Origin of the sequence: Actinoallomurus purpureus (assembly GCF_024055795.1) — a bacterium.
Taxonomy (GTDB): Bacteria; Actinomycetota; Actinomycetes; order Streptosporangiales; family Streptosporangiaceae; genus Actinoallomurus; species Actinoallomurus purpureus.
The window spans coordinates 126,703-146,662 of record NZ_JAMXMY010000013.1 but is presented as its reverse complement, the minus strand read 5'-3'; the positions used below and the strand labels follow the sequence as shown (position 1 = coordinate 146,662).

Annotated in this window: 14 protein-coding genes; 9 read left to right on the top strand and 5 right to left on the bottom strand. The window is 67.2% G+C overall.

The genetic code is table 11. From position 1 onward, the window contains the following. Position 1: 1 nt before the first annotated feature. Entirely contained in the window at positions 2 to 1,504 is a 1,503-nt protein-coding gene (locus NE236_RS24200; RefSeq protein ID WP_252844398.1) for a UbiD family decarboxylase, read from the bottom strand. A gap of 7 nt (positions 1,505 to 1,511) precedes the next feature. Continuing rightward, positions 1,512 to 2,102 (bottom strand): UbiX family flavin prenyltransferase, encoded by a 591-nt coding sequence (locus NE236_RS24195; protein ID WP_252844397.1) that lies wholly within the window; start codon positions 2,100 to 2,102, stop codon positions 1,512 to 1,514. Positions 2,103 to 2,201: 99 nt separating this feature from the next. On the opposite strand from NE236_RS24195, the gene NE236_RS24190 reads away from it, so the two are divergent. Further along, a complete protein-coding gene (locus tag NE236_RS24190) occupies positions 2,202 to 2,660 on the top strand; it encodes a MarR family winged helix-turn-helix transcriptional regulator (RefSeq protein ID WP_252844396.1) in 459 nt (152 codons plus the stop codon). A gap of 198 nt (positions 2,661 to 2,858) precedes the next feature. Here the strand turns inward: NE236_RS24190 and NE236_RS24185 are convergent, their stop codons facing one another. After that, positions 2,859 to 3,269 (bottom strand): winged helix-turn-helix transcriptional regulator, encoded by a 411-nt coding sequence (locus NE236_RS24185; protein ID WP_252844395.1) that lies wholly within the window; start codon positions 3,267 to 3,269, stop codon positions 2,859 to 2,861. 93 nt (positions 3,270 to 3,362) lie between these two features. On the opposite strand from NE236_RS24185, the gene NE236_RS24180 reads away from it, so the two are divergent. Together NE236_RS24180 and NE236_RS24175 are read left to right on the top strand one after the other, a co-directional pair. Next, positions 3,363 to 3,968 carry a flavodoxin family protein gene (locus NE236_RS24180; RefSeq protein ID WP_252844394.1) on the top strand — a complete coding sequence of 202 codons (606 nt, stop codon included), beginning with the start codon at positions 3,363 to 3,365 and terminating at the stop codon, positions 3,966 to 3,968. Positions 3,969 to 4,065: 97 nt separating this feature from the next. After that, positions 4,066 to 4,212, top strand: a complete 147-nt coding sequence (locus NE236_RS24175; RefSeq protein WP_252844393.1) for a hypothetical protein — start codon at positions 4,066 to 4,068, stop codon at positions 4,210 to 4,212. A gap of 13 nt (positions 4,213 to 4,225) precedes the next feature. On the opposite strand, the gene NE236_RS24170 is transcribed toward NE236_RS24175, so the two are convergent. Further along, a complete protein-coding gene (locus NE236_RS24170) occupies positions 4,226 to 5,128 on the bottom strand; it encodes an MBL fold metallo-hydrolase (protein ID WP_252844392.1) in 903 nt (300 codons plus the stop codon). A gap of 797 nt (positions 5,129 to 5,925) precedes the next feature. Between NE236_RS24170 and NE236_RS24165 the strand changes: the two genes are divergently transcribed. Then, a complete protein-coding gene (locus tag NE236_RS24165) occupies positions 5,926 to 7,080 on the top strand; it encodes an alkene reductase (protein ID WP_252844391.1) in 1,155 nt (384 codons plus the stop codon). A 14-nt stretch (positions 7,081 to 7,094) separates the two neighbouring features. Further along, complete coding sequence (locus NE236_RS24160) at positions 7,095 to 7,730, top strand: TIGR03086 family metal-binding protein (protein WP_252844390.1); 636 nt, start codon at positions 7,095 to 7,097, stop codon at positions 7,728 to 7,730. Positions 7,731 to 7,815: 85 nt separating this feature from the next. On the opposite strand, the gene NE236_RS24155 is transcribed toward NE236_RS24160, so the two are convergent. Then, a complete protein-coding gene (locus tag NE236_RS24155) occupies positions 7,816 to 10,737 on the bottom strand; it encodes a glycoside hydrolase family 3 C-terminal domain-containing protein (protein WP_252844389.1) in 2,922 nt (973 codons plus the stop codon). A gap of 328 nt (positions 10,738 to 11,065) precedes the next feature. Here NE236_RS24155 and NE236_RS24150 point away from each other — a divergent pair, with 328 nt between their 5' ends. The 4 genes from NE236_RS24150 to NE236_RS24135 all read left to right on the top strand — a co-directional run bounded on the left by NE236_RS24150 (position 11,066) and on the right by NE236_RS24135 (position 19,926). Continuing rightward, the gene (locus NE236_RS24150; protein ID WP_252844388.1) at positions 11,066 to 14,308 is read left to right on the top strand and encodes a glycoside hydrolase family 3 C-terminal domain-containing protein; all 3,243 of its coding nucleotides are present in this window, start codon (positions 11,066 to 11,068) and stop codon (positions 14,306 to 14,308) included. Positions 14,309 to 14,339: 31 nt separating this feature from the next. Then, positions 14,340 to 15,875 carry a DUF7910 domain-containing protein gene (locus tag NE236_RS24145; protein ID WP_252844387.1) on the top strand — a complete coding sequence of 512 codons (1,536 nt, stop codon included), beginning with the start codon at positions 14,340 to 14,342 and terminating at the stop codon, positions 15,873 to 15,875. Between the two features lie 10 nt (positions 15,876 to 15,885). Next, a complete protein-coding gene (locus tag NE236_RS24140; RefSeq protein ID WP_252844386.1) occupies positions 15,886 to 18,648 on the top strand; it encodes a fascin domain-containing protein in 2,763 nt (920 codons plus the stop codon). Between the two features lie 240 nt (positions 18,649 to 18,888). Continuing rightward, complete coding sequence (locus NE236_RS24135) at positions 18,889 to 19,926, top strand: LacI family DNA-binding transcriptional regulator (RefSeq protein ID WP_252844385.1); 1,038 nt, start codon at positions 18,889 to 18,891, stop codon at positions 19,924 to 19,926. Positions 19,927 to 19,960 lie beyond the last annotated feature (34 nt).

Below are 19,960 nucleotides of genomic sequence, written 5' to 3'. Positions count from 1 at the left end.
GTCAGCGCGATGCGGCAGAGCCGGTGTCGCCTGCCGACTCGGACTCGGCGGCGAGGACCTTGGCACGCACATCTGCCGGGAAGACGCCGTCGAAGGTGGCAGGCGGAACGCGTCCGCTTCCCACCGCCGGGAGCACGGCGTCGTGCACGACGATGGCTCCCCAGCCGTTGTGCAGTTCCCCTTCGAGGAAGCACGGGTACCACGGCATGATCGGCCCGTGCCACTGCTCTTGGCGGAGCGACGGATGCACCCTGGTGGCCAGCGCCCACAGGAGATCCGAGTCATTCGACGGATCCACGTCGTCGTCGAGGACATAGACGACCGGGGAGAGGCGGCCGACCCGGGTGCCGTTCAGTACTTCACCGATGCGGTGCACGAATCGCGCGGTGTCCGTACCCGGCAACACATCGCGCCAGTTCTGCGGGACCGTGATCACCGTCCAGAAGCAGGCGGCGGCGAGCGGTAGCCAGGCAGTCGTGATGGGCAGTCCCGCCTCCTGCAAGACCGCGACGACCTCTGCGGAGATGCCCGCAGCCGGTGCGACGTGCGAGTCGTCGACAGGCCGTCCGGCGGCGGCCAGCGGCCAGATGGGGTCGTCTCGGTACGTGATCGCCTCAATGCTGAAGAGCGGCTGCGGCGACGTCTCTGGGAGTGCCCAGCCGTGGAACTCCGCGAACGGGCCCTCCACGGCATCACGCGTTGCGGACAGGTGCCCCTCGATGACGACCTCGGCGGAGGCCGGCACTTCCAGATCGTTTGTCGCGCACTTCACAACGTCGACCGGCTTGCCCCGCACCGCTCCGAGATACGCGCCCTCGTCGACCTCGGCCGGGACGGTCATTCCGCCGACAATGGGAACGCCCGGGTCACCTCCCTGGACGAGGGCGTAGGGCATCGGCTCGCCGATGGCCTCCCACTCACGCCAGATCATGCCGAGGTGCTGACTCGGCAGCACCAGCCCGGTCATATGCCGATCGTCGATCATCATGATGCGTGAAATAGACCAATTCGTCCACCGGCCGTCCGGTGTCTTCGCGACGATCACGCCCCACGTATTGACGTAGGGACCGCCGTCGCTCTGGTGAACGAACGGGATCGGGAATCGGTCGAGACGAGCTTCTTCCCCCATCAGGATGTTCTGCTTGCAGGGCGCCGAGTCGGCCGCCACACGCCGTGGTGGGAGCAGTTGCTTAGCGCCTGCCTGCCTGAGATGTTCGACCAACTCGGCAGCGGTCGTCGTGTACGGCAGACCGAGAGAAAGGGAGACCCGCGCCAGCGGATGCCCAGGAACGCTCGACAGGGCGCCCGGGGCTCCGATCATGCGGAACCCCTCATCGACCCCGCTGAGGTGCTCGAAGAACGGGGCGGGCCGGCCGTTCTCGGTGGACCGTCGTGTGACGGCCGACGCTTCCAGGTTCGGATCTATCACGCGCGAGATGCGCTGAATGTCTCCCAGCGCTTCGAGCGCAGAGATGTAGGATCGGAGGTCATCGATTTCGGACATCGGTTCCTTACGCCTTCAATTCGGATGGGCGAGGCATTCCTTCCCAGCGCTGCGTCGATGGCAGCTGGATATCCAATTGATCCAGCACTCGGACAAGGGAATACTCAACGAGCTCGTCGATGGTTTTCGGGCGGCGGTAGAAGGCCGGCATCGGCGGAACGATTCTCGCCCCCATGCGGGAGAGCGCCAGCATGTTCTCGAGATGGATTTCGCTGAGCGGGGTCTCCCTCGGCACGAGCACCAGGGGACGCCGCTCTTTCAGCGTCACGTCGGCAGCACGGGGAATGAGGCCATCAGCGTATCCGGTTCGGATTCCGGCGAGGGTCTTCATACTGCACGGTGCAATGATCATTCCGTCCACCCGGAATGACCCTGACGAAATCGCCGCACCCTGATCGTTCCATGAATAGGCCACGTCCGCCAAGTCGGTTACTTCGCGAACCGACAGGTCGGTCTCCAGATGGATTGTCGCCTTGGCCCATTGCGACAGAACGAGATGAGTTTCCACGTCCGGCTGGTTCCGCAGCCGGCGAAGCAGCTCGACACCGAAGACGGCGCCGGTCGCCCCGGTCATCCCCAAGATCACCCGTCGCGGCACGGGAACCACCTTCCGTACACGGTAAGTCCGTACACGGATCAATGTAGAAGGTGAAGCTTCCGATTGCAAATAGTCCGTGTACCAACTCACAGTGCACGGATGTATCCTGAGCTTGTGACGACCGGAGCGCGATACGACGGGGTGCTGGCCGACGGCATGGCCCACCAGCTCCGACGTGCCTCACAGGTGGTGAACGCCTCGTGGCAACTTCGCAGCAGCGACCTCACGCCTCCGCAGTTCGCAGTGCTTCAAGTCCTGGATGAGCGCGGAAGCCTCGACCAGAAGACTCTCGGTGCCCTCGCTGCAGTCGACCGATCGACACTCACCCCCCTCCTCGACCGACTCCTGACTCGTAGCCTGATCACCAAGAGCACGGATCCCCACAACCGCCGTCGGCAACTGGTCGCTCTAACTCCTGCCGGGCACGAACGAGCAGCCCTGGGTCGCCAGCAGGCACAGGAAGCAAGCCGTTGGATCGAAGAACTGTTCGGGCCTGAACAACTCGCGACCCTGACTCTGCTACTCAAGGAGCTCGGGGACGCGGGCCGCGACCAGTAGCCAGGGGGCGATCACTCACGAGGGTTGCGCCCACGGGGGTGGTGACTGGCTGCTGGAACGGCGCCGGCAGGCCGAACAGGCCCTGGTCTCGGTGATCGCAGCGTCGTATGTGCTGGGCGTGTCCAGACCGCGAGGAACCTCGCCGGCAAGGAGTAATCACCCGACCGATCGGAACGAACCCCGCTCAACTGGAGACAGTCAGTCGACGGTGCGCCGGTCATAGGCGGCGCGTGCCGCGTGGACCTGGGCGGCACGGGTGTGGGTCCATGTGCAGAGGACGCGGGTTTCCTCGGCGATTTCGCTGCCGAGGTCGGTGAGTCCGTAGAGGACCAGAGGCGGCGTGGCATTGGGGTCCACCGTCCTGGCGACGAGTCCATCGCGTTCCAGAGTTCGCAGGGTTTGCGAGAACATCTTGCGGCTGATCCCTCCGATGGAGCGCTGCAGTTCGGAGAACCGCTGGACACCGCGCTCCCGCAGGCTAAGCAGCATCAGCAGGGCCCACTTGTCGGCCAGATCCACGAAGACGTCACGGCTGGGGCAGGCCGCGTCGAGGATGTCCATCGGCCGCTCCGGGTCGAGGCTGTTCGGTGACTGCTCCCGTTGTGACATGACCCCCAGAATACACCAGCACCCCCAAAGGGGTTTGACCTCTTTTAGAGGTCAGGTATAGATTAGAGATCAGACCTACCTAAGGAGTAGTCCGTGACCAAGACCATCAAGCGCCCCCTGGTCGCCATCGCCTTCCACTCCGGCTACGGACACACCGCTGTTCTGGCCGAAGCGGTTAAGCGCGGTGCCGAAAAGGCCGGAGCCGAGGTCGCCTACATCCCGGTGGACGCCATCACCGACGAGGACTGGCAGCGGCTCGACGACGCCGATGCCATCATCTTCGGCTCCCCCACCTACATGGGCGGCGCCTCCTCCGCCTTCCACGCCTTCGCCGAAGCCACCAGCGGCCGCTACCTCACAAGCGTTTGGGCCGACAAGATCGCCGCTGGCTTCTCCAACTCCGCCTCCAAGAGCGGCGACAAGCTCAACACCCTCAACTTCATGACCGCTCTCGCCGCCCAGCACCACATGATCTGGGTCGGCCTCGGCCTGCCCCCCGGCTGGAATGCCCTCACCGCCGCCGAAGACGACCTCAACCGCCTCGGCTTCTGGATCGGTGCCGGCGCCTCGACCCCCCAGGACGGCAGCGTCGACACCGTCAACGCCTCCGACCTCGCCACCGCCGAACACCTCGGGGCCCGAGTCACTCGTCAGGCCGAAATCCACATCGCGGGCAGGAACTCCCTCGCCCACCGATAACACCCATGACGGCTCCCCCGCACCTCGCACTCACTGCCACGTGGGTGGTGCCCGCACCAATTTCTGCAAGCCATAGACAGAAAGCGATTATCCCTTCATGAGCACCATCGAAGACAAGAACAAGGCCATCGTCCGTGAAGCTTTCGACACTCTGTTCAACAAGCGGGACTACGCCGCTGCCGAGCGGTTCTGGTCCCCCGAATACATCCAGCACAGCGCCTCGGCTCTTACGCGGATGAAATGAATTCACTCTGGTACTAGTCGATGAAAACGCTCCATGCGACGGCGTTGAGGTTGTCGGTGAGGAAGATGTCGTTGCCTCCGAGGCGCTTGCCCCAGGACGCCGGCATGAGCTCTGCCGCGCGAGCGACGACAGCGTCCATCCAGACCTTGAGCTGTGCCTGCCGGTTGTCGTCCGGCACAGCGGCAACAGCCTCCCGCAGGTCCACCATACGCAGCGCCTCGGTGGCGGAGGCCCGCAGGTCGCGAATGTACTCGCGATTCGTCTGCACGTCCTCGGGAGTGCCGAACAGGGCCATGTGACCGGACACGACGGTCTCGAAGTCATACTCCAGCATTTGATCCATCGCGTCGAAGTACGCGGGCACATGGGCGGAGAAGGCAAGACGGAAGAACGGCGCGTTCTTCACCGTGAAGCTATCGATCGCCGTCAGGATCTTCTGTTCCGGGAGGTGGATGAACAGATTACCCGCCTGATGCCAATCTCCCGTGTACTCGAGGATAATCCTTTCTCCGTCGATACTCAGCTCGCTTCTAGCCCCACCGAAGGTTTCATTGGGCAGAGGCCGATTGTCGTCCTGCGCCTCCTTGATGAACTGCGCGGTGAGCTCATGGGCGACGATCTTCAAGCCATCCCGTGTCAGCAAGTGAGCGGACCCTATGTGGTCGGCGTGCGCGTGACTGTAGATGAGGTGAGTGATCGGCTTCGGAGTGACCTCCTCGACGCCGATCAGCAGTTTTTCGCCCAGGTCCGGTGGGGCGTCCACGACGACCACGCCCTTCTTGGTCACCAGGAACATGGTGGTGACCAAGCCGCTGGTGATTCCGTAGGCCCCGCCACCCAGCTCAGTGACAAGATAACCGGAATCAGGGATTTTCGGGCCTCGGGCGAAATCTGGTACAGGGGCGAATTCAACCATTGATGATCCCCTTTGTGGACTATTACGAATTCGAGCCTAACAGACCTCCCCGCGGCTATTGATTTTTTCGCTGACGGCCGTATATGCCCGACAGTGCAAGGCCTGGGATTCGGTGGGATCGTCGGCACTACTTGCCGATGAGTTACCTTGCGTGCTGGACAATCTCGTCGTTGGTGTACGCGTGGCCGGCGATGCTCCAGCCACCTTGAACTGCCTCGGACAGAGCAACGCAGGTGCGCCCCTCCAGGGTAGCCAAGTTCCTGGCATACGAGCCGCGGGCCTGCCAACCGGAACGTTGCGCCCTTGCCGAGGTCCAGAGCACTGCGCGGCCGCCCCTCCTGGCTCGGCGTCAACGCGCCACTGAAACTCCCGTGCCGGGCGATCCAGGGCGCCGCGGCCGGCCGCGCTCGATCGGGCCACCGGCGAGGCCGTCCGCTGCCACGAGCGTGGCCGCCCCTGGCCACCTGGTCCGCGTGAGCCACCCAGGGCCTCTCCTGGTCCCGATCTCTTGATCAACGCCAGCGCGGTGGCACCGCAGCCGCCGGCCCTCGGCGTGATGGAGAGCCGGAGTCCGGACTTCGCCAGAAGGCACAGATTTTGGCTTTTAGGCGATGGACTGCTACGGTAGAGCTAAAGCACAGATCATTGCTTTAAGAGTGCGCCTCGCCGTGCCAGGTGAGTCACCGTGTCCGTCCGCCGCGCCTCCTCGCGCTCAGGACTTCGGGCGCGAGACGTAGCCGTCCACCCGAGGCTCCCTTGATCGACTTTTGTACTCGTTCCCTGGACAGGAATCCCCTATGAGCTTCACACAGCCCTTGCTACTGCCGTACCACCTGCGCGACGTCACACTTGAGAACCGCGTGGTCATGGCGCCGCTGACGCGGAGTCGCGCCCGCAATCACGGTCTCGCGCCCATCGATCTCCACGCGGAGTACTACGCCCAACGCGCCTCGGCCGGACTGATCATCTCCGAAGGCGTCTGGATCAGCCGTGACGCCGTGGGATGGCACGACGTGCCCGGTCTGTTCACCGGCGAGCAAGTCGCCGCATGGCGAAAGGTGACAGACGCCGTCCACCGTGCAGGGGGCACCATCTTCGCTCAGCTGTGGCACACAGGGTCCGCGTCCCACCCCGACTTCTTCGACGGCCGCCCGCCTCTTGCCCCATCGGCCGTGAACCCGGGGCTGCCGTCGCCTACACCCACCGGCCGCAAACCGACCGTGCGGCCACGGGCGATGACGGCGCAGGACATCCGCCGGACCGTCGCCGACTATGCGACCGCCGCGCGGAACGCGATGGCGGCCGGCTTCGACGGGATACAACTTCAGGCGGGCTTCAACTACTTGATCAGCCAGTTCCTGAACCCGCGCACCAACCTGCGTGAGGACCTCTACGGAGGCTCGATCGAGAATCGGGCCCGCTTTCTCTTCGATGTCATCGAAGCGGTCGGTGAGTTCGTCGACCTACGGCGCGTCGGTGTGAAGGCCGGACCGGCCTGGTCGGAGACGGGGGAATTCGTCGCCGCGCCCGCCACGGTGGCGGACAGCGAGTATGTGCTCGGGCGGCTCAACGACTACGAGCTGTCGCATCTGCTCCTGATGGGAACGATGGTCGACCCTAACGGAGGTCCGCTGGAGCATCTGGCCGGCGACGGCATGTTCCGCCACTTCCGGAAGGTCTACCACGGCACCATCATCGCCAACGTCGGCTTCGATCAGCGGCGGGCGAACCGGATCCTCGCCGAGGACCTGGCGGACCTGGTGGCCTTCGGCACGCTGTTCATCGCGAACCCGGACCTGCCCGCTCGGTTCGCCTCCGGCTCCCCGCTGGCCGTGCCGAAACGGGACCTCATCTACGGTCCGGCTGCCGCCGGCTACACCGACTATCCGCCGTCGCACGCGGAACGACCGGCCTCGGCGACGAGCGCGGCCGAACCGAATAGCCTGGCCTGAACAAAGGTACTCACATGTCATACCCATCGTCCCCAGAACGGCTGGGGCAGAGCATCAACCTCTTCATGCACGTACTCACCGGCGTGTCCGTCGATCAGTACGGCGATGCGACGCCCTGCGCCGCGTTCACCGTGAGGGACCTGGTGAACCACGTGGCCAAGATGTTCCTCATGACCGAGGCCATCGGCACGGGCACGGAATGGGATCCCTCGGTCGCGACCGCGGATCCCATGCCGTTTCTCGCTGAAACGCCGGAGTCGGGATGGCCGCCTCTCCTCGCCGAAAGAGCCCAAGCGGCGGCGAAGACATGGGCCGACCCTCAGGTGTGGGAGGGAGAGGCGAGCCTGAGCGGTTCGCTCATGGCCACCGCCACCGTCGGGGGGATATTGATCGCGGAGTTCACCGTTCACGCCTGGGATCTGGCCGTTGCCACCGGCCGGTTCCTGCGGATCCCCGATCACCTGGCCGCGTCCTCGTTGGAGATCTACAGGCGGGAGGCTCCGCGGATGCGCGGCCTGGGGCTGCTCGCCGACGAAGTGATGCCGGACGCCGACGCCTCTCTGTTCGACCAGGTCCTGGCCCTTTCGGGCAGGGATCCGCGTTGGGGTCCGCCGCCGAGGGCCGCCCGTGACCTCAGTACTGAGGCATAGCCGCCCGGCCCCTGCATTCGCCCAGATCGGTCAGCACCCGGCCATCGTCTACCCACGCCATCAGGCCTTCGCTCCCGCAGAGGCCTCAATCGTTGACGAGGTCGAACTCTTCCCAGGGCCCGATCGCCGTGCGGTTGGCGATGAGTGAAGCGGCACCGGCGTTCTCGGCGCAGACGTAGTCGTTGTTGGCGTGCGCCCGCAGGCTGACGCTGCCGTCGGGATTGTGGATGAGGTCGAAGGTCTGCGCCGCGCCGACGCTCGTCGCGTCGGCGATCAACGGCGAGGTGCCGGCGGTGACGTACTCGTTGTTCGCAAGCGAGCGGAGTGCGATGGCACCGTTGCCCTCGTCGACCTGGTCGAACTGCTCCCACGGCCCGATCGCGTCCCGGTTCGCGATCAGCGCTGCGGCCCCGGCGTTCTCCGCCGTCACGTACTTGCTGTTCGCGTGCGCCCGGAGGCTGATCACGTGGTTCGTCGAGGCCACGGAGACCTGGCCGGTGAGGCGGATGTCACGGGAGGACGCGCCGACGAGGATCTGATGCGTCCCGGCGGCGGTCGTCCACCCACTGCCGTTCCAGTACTGGAAGCTGCGGGCGTCCAGCGTGACCGTGACGTGCTTGGTCTGGCCGGCGTCGAGCGCGACGCGGCTGAAGCCGCGCAGGTTCTTCGGCGGCTCGCCGGTCGAGGACGGCTGGCCGACGTAGACCTGGGCGACCTCCGCCCCGGCCCGCGAACCGGTGTTGGTGACGTCGAAGCCGACGGCGACGTTCCCGGAGGAGTCGGGCGTCCCGACGGTCAGGTTCTTGTAGCCGAAGGTCGTGTAGGACAGGCCGTGCCCGAAGGGGAACATCGGCGTCTTGTTCTTCGCGTCGTACCACCGGTAGCCGACATTCAGGCCCTCGGAGTACTGCACGGTCCCGTTCTGGCCGGGCCACTGCGCGGCGGTGCTCGCGGGCACGTCGGCGAGGCTCTGCGGGAAGGTGACGGGGAGTTTGCCGGAGAAGTTCACGTCGCCGAACAGCAATGCGGCGATCGCCGTTCCGTCGGTCTGGCCCGGGTACCAGTTCTCGATGATGCCCTTGACCGCGTTCGCCCAGGGCATGGTGACCGCCGAGCCGCTGCCCACGACGACCACGGTGTTCGGGTTGGCGGCGGCGACGTCGGTCACCAGCTGGTTCTGGTCACCCGACAGGTCCATGTTGCCCAGATCGGCGCCCTCACCCTCGCCGTTCGAGACGAAGACCACGGCGACCTGCGCGGCGCGCGCCGCCGCGACGGCCTCGTCGTGGAGGTTCTGGTTCGGGATCTGCCAGCCGAGGCTGACCTGGCTGCCGCCGCCGTCCTGGAAGTAGTCGACCTCGATGCTGACGGGCTGTCCGGCCGTGAGGGAGATGGTGCCGGTCTTGGTGGTCGGCGGCTGGTTCGCCCAGTTGTTGATGACCTGCTGGCCGTTGACGAACAGCCGGCTGCCGTCGTCGCTGGTCAGGGCGAACGTGTACGTACCGGTGGTCGGCGGCGTCAGCTTGCCGGTCCACTTGACCGACCAGCCGTTGCCGGGGAGGCCCGACGCGGGCGGCTGGCCGCCCCACAGGAAGTTGACGTTCGGGTCGGTCCGCGTGAGGACCGGGCTGCCCGTCATGCCGGTGTTGTTGTAGTACTGAGCGGTCAGCCCGTTCCCGGAGCCGGACGACGGGGTCAGGTACGAGGAGTCGACGACCTGGCCGTTCGGCGAGGCGACGCCCTGGGCGTACGTGACCGTGGCGCCGTTGCCCGCCCGGACCTTGATGCCCTGGTACGGCGTGACGACCGAGGCCAGCGTCGATGGGTTCACGTGGGCGCTGCCACCGCCTGCGGTCATCGCGTTCGCGCCCGCGTCGTCGCCGATCACCGCGATCGACGAGGTCGAGGATCCCAGCGGCAGCACCGGGCCGCTGTTCTTCAGCAGCACGCTGCCCTCCTCGGTGGTCTTCGTGGCGGTCGCCTGGTGGGCGTCGGAGGTGACGGTCGCACCCATGTTCCCGGTCGGCGGCGAGTCGAACAGGCCGCTCGCGAACATCGAGGTCAGGATCCGGCGCACGTGGTCGTCGATCGTCGCCTGGGAGACCTGGCCGCTGTTCACCGCGGCGGCGAGGGCGTCGCCGTAGTACGTGCTGCCGGTCATCTCCTGGTCGAGGCCGTTGTTCGCCGAGGCCACCGTGGAGTGGGTGCCGCCCCAGTCGGAGGTGACGAACCCGGAGAAGCCCCACTGCTGCTTGAGGATCGTGTTCAACAGCTGCCCGTTCTCGCAGGCGAAGGTGCCGTTGATCTGCGAGTACGAGCACATCGCCGAGTAGGCCTTGCCGTCCTTGACCGCGGCCTCGAAGGCGGGCAGGTAGATCTCCCGCTGCGTACGGTCGGCGATGGCGGCGTTGTCCTGCGGGGTGTTGCGGTAGGTCTCCTGGTTGTAGACGGCGTAGTGCTTGACCTGCGCGATCGGGCCCTGCGCCTGAATGCCCTTGATCTCGGCGGCGCCGAGCTGCGCGGCGAGGTACGGGTCCTCGCTCAGCGACTCGAACGACCGTCCCCAGCGCGGGTCGCGATCGATGTTGATCGTCGGGCCGAGCACCGTGTTGGCGCCCTTGCCCCACGCCTCGGCGCCGACGACCTTGCCGTACTCCCCCATCAGGTCGGTGTCCCAGGTCGCCGCGCCCGCGACGGGCGCGGGCAGCTGCGTGACGCCCGTGGCGCCGTCGGCGACACCGGCCGGGCCGTCCTGCAGCCGCAGCTGCGGGATGCCGAGGCGCGTATTGCCGTCGACGCAGGCGCCGTAGTCGCATGAGGCGCCCTGGTGCATCATGGCGATCTTCTCCGCCAGGGTCATCTGCGCGAGCAGCGCGTTCGCCCGGTCGACCGGGGCCAGCGCCGTGTTCTGCCACGGCCGTGCCGCGGCGTTCGCGGGCACGCCGGCCAGCAGCCCTCCGATGAGTGCCCCGATGACGGCGACGGTTCTGAGCAGATGTCCTCTCATCGCGGGCTCCGATCGAAGGCTGTTCGCTTTTTCCGTGAACTTATCCAGGGTTTGCAGCCTTTTGTCAAGGGACTCCAAAGATCGGACGTCCTTGACAGCTCATGTGATGGGAGTCACTCTTCCTGAGAGCGCTCTCAGTTTCGCGGGCGCCACGCGCCTGTCCCGCCTTCCACCCCGCCAGGTGTGGCCGAACCGGCAGCATGGCGTGCCGGCTCCGGACGCCGCCCCCTCCAGGCGGCATGCCCGTGGCCGCGCATGCCCTCATGCCGCCGGATCCGCCAGCACCTCGAATCGCCGGTGTCCGCCTCCCACCGGCCGAGGAGCCTTGATGTTCCGCGCTCGCCCCAGACGCCTGCTCGATTCGTCACGCTCACTGCTCGTCGTGCTCATCGCCCTCGCCGGGCTCATCGCCGCGTCGACGGCCGTGGCGCCGCCCGGCCGCGCCGCGGCGGTCCTGCTCTCCCAGGGCAAGCCGACCACGGCCTCGTCCACCGAGAACGCCGGCGCCCCCGCCTCGGCCGCCACCGACGGCGACACCGGTACCCGCTGGTCCTCGGCGTTCAGCGACCCGCAGTGGCTCCAGGTCGATCTCGGATCCAGCGCCACCATCAGCCAGGTGGTCCTGCAGTGGGAGGCCGCTTACGCGAGCGCGTTCCAGATCCAGACCTCCGCCGACGGGAACGCCTGGACCACCATCTACTCCACCACGACCGGCACCGGCGGCACCCAGACGCTCAACGTCTCCGGGGCCGGCCGGTACGTGCGGATGTACGGCACCGCCCGCGCGACCCAGTACGGCTACTCTCTCTGGGAGTTCCAGGTCTACGGCTCAGGGGGGTCGGCGTCGTGCGGCACCGCCGACTACGCCCTGAACCGGCCGACGACCGCCTCCTCGACCGAGAACGCCGGGGCCCCCGCCTCGGCCGCCACCGACGGCGACACCGGCACCCGCTGGTCCTCGGCGTTCAGCGACCCGCAGTGGCTCCAGGTCGACCTGGGCTCGTCGCAGCAGGTCTGCGGGGCCCAGCTGACCTGGGAGACCGCCTACGCCACCGCGTTCCAGGTCCAGGTCTCCGGTGACGGAACGAACTGGACGACGATCTACTCGACCACCACGGGCACCGGCGGCACCCAGACGCTGAACGTCTCCGGGACCGGGCGCTACGTGCGGATGTACGGCACCGCCCGCGCGACCCAGTACGGCTACTCGCTCTGGGAGTTCGCCGTGTTCACCATCGGCGGAGGCGGCGGTAACGGCTCCTGCCCGTGGGTCGGCTCCACCGCGCCGGTGTCCCAGCGCGTCGCCCAGCTCATGGCGCAGATGACCCAGGACCAGAAGATCTCGATGCTGCACGGCAACGGCAACGCCTCACCGTACATCGGGAACACCAGCGCGATCCCGTCGCTGTGCGTCCCGGCGATGGGCTTGGAGGACGGGCCGGGTGGACCGGGTGACGGGCTCGGCGGCGTCACCCAGCTGCCCGCCCCCGTGGCCGGGGCGGCGACCTTCGACACCACGCTCGAGCAGCAGTACGGCGTGGTGGCCGGCAATGAGTTCGCCGGCAAGGGTGCGGACGTCGCGCTCGGCCCGACACTGAACATCGACCGTGACCCGCGCTGGGGCCGGGGCTTCGAGAGCTTCAGCGAGGACCCGTACCTGACGAGCCAGATGGCCGTCGCGCAGATCAACGGCGTGCAGAGCCAGGGCGTCATGGCCCAGGCCAAACACGCAGCGGTCTACAACCAGGAGACCTACCGCAACGGGATGTCGGACAACGCGATCGTCGACACCCGCACGCTGCAGGAGATCTACCTGCCCGGATTCCAGGCGTCTGTCGGCCAGGGCGCCGCAGCCTCGGTGATGTGCGCCTACAGCGTGATCAACGGGAAGTTCGCCTGCGAGAATCCGTACATTCTCAACACGGCGCTCTACCAGCAGGCGGGGTTCAACGGGTTCGTCACATCCGACTGGGGCGCACTGCACTCGGCTGCTCCCGCGGCCAACGCCGGCATGACCATGGAGATGCCGGGCGCCGCCTTCTTCGGTGACCAACTCCGGCAGGCGGTCACGTCCGGCCAGGTCAGCCAGGCGACGCTGGACACCATGGTCAGCCGGGTGCTGACCCAGATGTTCGCCTTCGGCCTGTTCGACAAGACCAAGACCGGCTCGACCGGCGCGGTCGTCACCACCGACGCGCACAAGGCCACCGCCCGCCAGATCGCCGAGGAGGGCACCGTCCTCCTCAAGAACAACGGCGTGCTGCCGCTGTCCACCTCCACGACCAAGAAGATCGCCGTGATCGGCGCCGATGGCGGCGCGGGCGTGGCGAGCGTCGGAGGCGGCAGCGCCACCGTCACCTCCTCCGGCACCATCTCGCCGCTCACCGGCATCCAGAACCGCGCCGGGTCGGGCGCGACGGTTCAGTACGAGGCGGCCGACGGCACGGACGGCATCAACCGCGCGGTCACCCTGGCCAAGTCGGTGGACGTGCCGATCGTGTTCGCCACGTATCCGCAGAACGAAGGCACCGACAACACCTCGATCGACCTGCCCGGCCAGCAGAACCAGCTCATCTCCTCGGTGGCCGCGGCCAACCCGAAGACGATCGTGGTCCTGCACACCGGCTCCGCGGTGACCATGCCGTGGCTGGGCCAGGTCGCCGGAGTGCTGGAGGGCTGGTACTCCGGCCAGGAAGTCGGCAACGCGCTCGCGGCGATCCTGTTCGGTGACGTCAGCCCGTCCGGCAAACTGCCGGTGACCTTCCCGGCGAGCCTGAACGACGTGCCCGCGCACACCACCGCGCAGTGGCCCGGCAACGGCAGCCAGGTGCAGTACTCCGAGGGCGTGAACGTCGGCTACCGCTGGTACGACGCGAAGAACATCACGCCGCTGTTCCCCTTCGGGTACGGCCTGTCGTACACGGCCTTCTCCTTCTCCAACCTGCAGGTCGGCGCGCTCGGCTCGGGCGGTTCGACGGTGACGGCCACCGTCACCAACACCGGGAGCCGGGCCGGGGCCGAGATCGTCCAGCTCTACGTCGGCGCCCCGGCCTCCACGGGCGAGCCGCCGCACCAGCTCAAGGGGTTCCAGCGGGTCGAGCTGCAGCCGGGCCAGAGCCAGACCGTACGGTTCACTGTGACCGCGCACGACCTGGCGCACTGGGACGACGCGGCCGGCGGCTGGACGACGACGCCCGGCACGTACCAGATCCTGGTCGGCGACTCCTCGCGCAACCTGCCGCTGAGCGGCTCGATCAACGTCACGAGCACGCTGAAGACCAACGTGTCCGGTGCGGTGGTCGTCTCCGAACCGAAGGGCATGAGCAGCCCGGTGGGCGCGGCGGTCTCTCTGCGGATGACGGCGGTCGCTGCCGGGCACCGCGACCTGACCTTCACCGCCACGGGCCTGCCCGCCGGTCTGTCGATCAGCCGCTCGGGGACCATCACGGGCTCAGCCCGCAACGCCGGAACCAGCACGGTGACGGTGACCGCCACCGACTCCACCGGCGCCGCCGGCACCACGACGTTCGTGTGGACGACGACGAAGCGTGTCCGGAGACCTTCCCGCTAGTCCCCCACAGCCGCCAGTAAGGATCGCGTGAATGTCAGCTCGCGGAAGATCCGTTCCGTTCCTGTCCATGCTCGCGGCCGTCACGGCACTCCTGGTGCCGATGACAGCCACGGGAGCCCGCGCCGCGGCGACCTGCATCCCGTCCGGCACCGACGCCGCCATCAACGCCGCGCTCACCGGATCCGGCGCAATCGCCGGCCTGTGCCCCGGCGCCGTCTTCACCCTGAGCAACTCGATCCGGTTCACGGCCTCGAACCAGCGGATCGAGACGCAGGGCCTGCCCACAGACGACAGCCGGGCCACCCTGAAGGTGTCCGGCTCGCTCACCACGGCGATCAACGGCACCGACCAACCGGGCGTGACGGTGCAGAACATCCAGATCGACGGCGGGCGGCCCACGCTCGGCCGCTTGGACGGCGGCGCCCTGATGGAGATGGGAGCCTCCGGCACCGGTCAGACCGTCCAGAACGTCTACGCGCACGACACGCGGAGCTGGTCGACGCTGCACTTCATCGAGGGCGCCGTCACGAACAGCACGCCGGCCTGCCAGGGCGCGAAGATCCTGAACAACACGATCGGCCCGGCGGGCACCGACACGCCGAGCGGCACGTGGGCCGACGGCATATCGCTGGCCTGCGGCAACAGCACCGTCCAGGGCAACACGGTGCAGGACGCCACCGACGGCGGCATCGTCATCTTCGGGGCGCCCGGCTCCTCGGTGCAGAACAACACGATCGTCGCCAGGACACGGACGCTGCTCGGCGGCATCAACCTCGTCGACTACGCGCCGATGAACGGCAACTACACCGGCACGACCGTGACCGGCAACACCATCAGCGCCGAGAGCGCCTTCATCAAGGTCGGCTTCGCCATGGGCCCGCAGGTCTGGGGCTGTGGGAGCGGCACCAACTACGGCGCGTCGGTCACCGGCAACACGCTGCGGGGCGCCCACATGGGCTACGGATACGCCGTCAACGGCGTCCGCGACTGGACCGTGACCGGCAACACGGACACGTCCACCCACGTCGGCACGCCGAACGCCGGCTGCGGCGGCACGGTGTCGACGCCGGGCCGCTTCCAGGTCCAGTCCGCGACCTCCAGCACCCTGCAGCAGGAGTTCACCAGCGCCCAGCTGACGTACGTCCTCGGCGTCGCCGAGCACCCGCCGACCGGTTCCGTCGTCAGCCTGCGCGCGCACGCCAACGGTCGGTACGTCACGGCGGAGAACGCCGGCGCGTCACCGCTCATCGCGAACCGCACGGCCATCGGCTCCTGGGAGCAGTTCGACCTGATCGACCAGGGGGGCGGCGCGATCGCCCTGCGCGCCCACGCGAACAACGAGTACGTCACCGCGGACAACGGCGGAGCCGCGCCGCTGATCGCGAATCGTACGGCGATCGGTTCCTGGGAGACGTTCGCGCTCGTCCACAACGCGGACGGCAGCGTCAGCCTGCGGGCGAACGCGAACAACCAGTACGTGACGGCGGAGAACGCCGGCGCGTCATCGCTGATCGCGAACCGCACGGCCATCGGGCCGTGGGAAGAGTTCGACCTCATCCAGGACTGACGTGGTGACAATGAAGCGTCATGAGCACAGGACCCGGCGTCTCCTGGCGGCCCTCGCCCTGATGGCGGGCGCGCTGGACCTCGCGGTGGTCGTCCCTGCCCTCGCGTCCCCGACGGACGCGGCGTTCGACGGCTCGACCGGCGCGCTGAACGTCGACTACGCCGCCTACCTGAGCAAGCACGACATCGTCTACAACCGGCCCAACACGAACCCCGCGTACGGGCTGACCGTCGGCAACGGCCGTACGGGCGCGATGGTCTGGAACCAGAACGGCCTCACCATGCAGGTCTCCGGTGCCGACCTGTCGGAGCAGTCGGCGTACGCGGCGGGGCTCGTGAACCTGTACTCCACCCCCGGCATGGACACCGGATACTCCACCTATCAGCAGCGGCTGTCGCTGTACGACGGCTCGCTCACCACCAAGTACGACTCCGATCGCACGGTGACCGTCATGGGGTCGCCGAACTCCGAGGTCATGGGCATCCACGTCGACGACCGCCGGACGAACGTGTCCAGCGTGGCGCTCGACCTGAGCCTGTGGGATCCGAGCACGGTCACCGATGTCGGCGATGTCCCGGACCTGAACACCTGGAAGACCTACTCCACCTTCGCCGACTCGAACGGCGTCGGGATCAGCCGGGGACAGGCCGATCCGAACAACTTCGGCTCCACACTGGCGGCGACCGTCGAAGGGGCGAGCTACACGAGCCAGGTGGTGAACGGCTCGAAGGTACGGCTCACCATCACGCCGTCCTCCAGCTACACGATCTGGTTCACCGCCGCCGGCCGTCTCAATGCGCCGAACCACGACTCGGTCGCCCAGGCCCGGTCCCAACTCGCCGCGGTGAAGAACACCGGGTACGCCACGACCTTCACCGACTACCGCAACTGGTGGCACGACTTCTGGCAGCGGTCGTTCGTGCAGTACTCCGGCCTGTCCGGCGATGCGGACTACATGGAGAACGCCTACTACCTCGCGACGTACATGATCGCGTCGGGCGGGTACGGCAATTACCCGTTCCACTTCATCAACGGCGTCTACCGGTCCACCGGCGACCAGACCAAGTGGAGCTATGGCTACTGGTACTGGAACCAGCGGGACGTCTACAACTCGTTCCTCGCCTCGAACCACGCCGACCTGCTGAGTACGTTCAACCGCCTCTACAGCCGCAACTACGGCGCGCTGAAGTCGTACACGAACACCCGCTACGGCGTGGACGGCCTGTGGGTGCCGGAGACGATGGGCTGGGACGGCAACGCGCGCGGCACGATCAACAGCGACTACACGAAGAACATCCTGTCCACGGGCACCGAGGCCGCGTACAACATGTACCTGCAGTACCGGTACACGAACGACGTGAACTACCTGCGGAACACCGCGTACCCGTTCATGCGCGACGTCGTGAAGTTCTACGCCGCGAAGCTGTCCCGTGACAGTTCCGGCAAGTACACGATGGCCGGTTCCAACTCCCACGAGACGTATTGGAACGTCCCCGGCGCCATCACCGACCTGGCCGCGGTGAAAAGTCTCTTCCCCGTGACGATCGAGGCGAGCCAGACCCTCAGCCTGGACGCCGACCTGCGGAGCCAGTGGCAGAACATCCTCGACGACCTGGCGCCCTACCCGACCGACGGCAGCGCGTACCTGCCCCACACGCCGCCGATCGCGCAGACGCGCAACGACGAGAACGTCGCCTCGGAGGTCATCTGGCCGTACAACACGACCGGAATCGGCGCTCCGGACTACCAGACCGCGGTCAACACCTGGAACCGGCGGCCGTTCCCGTACGACAACGTGTGGGCCAACGACGCGATTCAGGCCGCGCGCCTGGGCCTGGGCGACCAGGCCTACAACGGCATGAAGACCATGCTGCAGAAGTACCAGAACTACCCGAACGGGCTGACGGCCAACACGAACGGCGTCTTCGAGTACCTCGGCGTACACCTGTCGGTGGTCAACGAGTCGCTGCTGCAGAGCTACAACGACAAGATCCGGGTCTTTCCGTCGGTGCCGTCGGATTCCTCGTTCGTCGGGAAGTTCACGCTGCTGGCCAAGAACGGCTTCCTGGTCAGCTCCGAACGCGAGGCCGGAGAGATCAAGTACGTCGGTCTCAAGAGCCTGTACGGCAACGCGGCGACGGTGGCCAACCCCTGGGGGACCCAGGAGGTACGGGTCCGGCGCGTGTCGGACAACGCGATCATCACGACGTCGTCGAACGGTGAGGTCACCTTCCCGACGTCGGCGAACACCGTGTACGTCCTGGAGCGCACCGCCAAACCGCTGAGCGCCTACTCCTCCACCCGGCTCACCGGCACGGCCAATCAGGGCGCCAAGTCGCTGTCCGGTACCGCCTCCACCCTCGGCCTCAGCCCCGGCAATGCCGTGATCAGCCTGCGGGCACACGCGAACAACCAGTACGTCACCGCGGAGAACGCCGGCGCCTCACCGCTGATCGCCAACCGCACGGCCATCGGGCCGTGGGAGCAGTTCGATGAGATCGACCTGGGCGGTGGCGCGATCGCGTTGCGCGCGCACGCGAACAACCAGTACGTCACCGCAGAGGACACCGGCGCCTCACCGCTCATCGCCAACCGGACCGCGATCGGGACGTGGGAGACGTTCGACCTCATCCACAACGGCGACGGCAGCGTCAGCCTGCGGGCGCACGCGAACAACCAGTACGTGACCGCGGAGAACGCGGGCGCCTCCGCGCTGGTCGCGAACCGTACGGCCATCGGGCCGTGGGAGGAGTTCGACCTCCTCCAGAACTGACGTGGGCCTGGTCGTCAGCCCTCGACCGGATCCGCCCTATGTGACCTGGGATCATCCGTGGAGCAGGCCGCCGAGCCGGTCATGCCGGATGGTCGCCGCACCTGCGGGCGGACACGCCCAACGACCCGACTATGCTGCCGCATAACCGCAAGCCCCGACCTGTCCGTCCAATCGGGGCAACCCCGCGCGGAAGTCGCTGCGAACAAGCACACTGGCGTCGGCGAGTAGGTCAGGTGTCGAGTGACAGCTCAGGGCAAGGCACGCCTGGACGCGCAGTACGGTCTGTTGACCAGCGTCGCCAGTGAGGCGGGCGTGTCGCTCAGCACGGTGTCCAAGGTCGTGCACCGACGTCGCGACGTCGGTGCCGAGACGCGTGCCCGTGTTGAAGAACTGCTTGCGCGGAGCGGTTACGTTCGCCCATGGGAGCGGGCACCCGCCGTTCCTCGTCAGATCGTCGCTGTATTCCGAGACCTGTTCAGCGCCTACACCCTGGAGGTCGCCCGCGGGATCGTGGACGCGGCGGGGGAGCTCGGCGTGGACGTGGTGACCGGGACGACGAGCAGGCGCTCGATCTCTCAATGGCTCGAGGAGTGTGTGGCACTCGGTGCGGCGGGGCTGATCATTGTGATCTCGATGCTGACCGAGGAGGATCAGCGTCGCATCATCGAACGGCGGCTTCCGGTGGTGCTGATCGATCCGCTCAGTGCACCTTCCCGGGACATCCCGAGTATCGGCGTGACGAACTGGAACGGCGCCAAGGACGCGGTGCAGCACCTCCTAGGGCTTGGGCACACCCGGATCGGCATGGTGGCAGGGCGATCACACTCGATGGCCGGAGCGGCGCGGCTGCACGGCTATCGGGCCGCACTCGAGGAGGCCGGGATCGTCTACGACCCGGCGATCGTGCGGCCGACCGACTTCGACTTCGACGAGGCGATGGCCGCCAGCCTGCAGATCCTCCGTTCCGACGAGCCGCCCACGGCGGTCTTCGCGGCCAGTGACGCGCAGGCGCTCGGGGTCCTGGAGGCCGCCCGCCAGCAGGGGCTCAGCGTTCCGCGCGATCTGGCGGTGATGTCCTTCGACGACACCCTGGTGGCTTCCATGGCCTGCCCGCCGCTGAGTGCGGTGCGCCAGCCGTTCGACAAGCTGGGCCACGAGGCGACACGGGTGCTCATGCAGCTGGCCGAGGGCCGGCCACCGGCGTCCCCCCGGATCGAGCTGGCGACGGAGCTCGTGCTGCGCAGCTCGACATCCTCGCCGAGAGCCGGCACCGAGTAGCGAACCATAATCCGAAACACTTTCGAAACGCGCC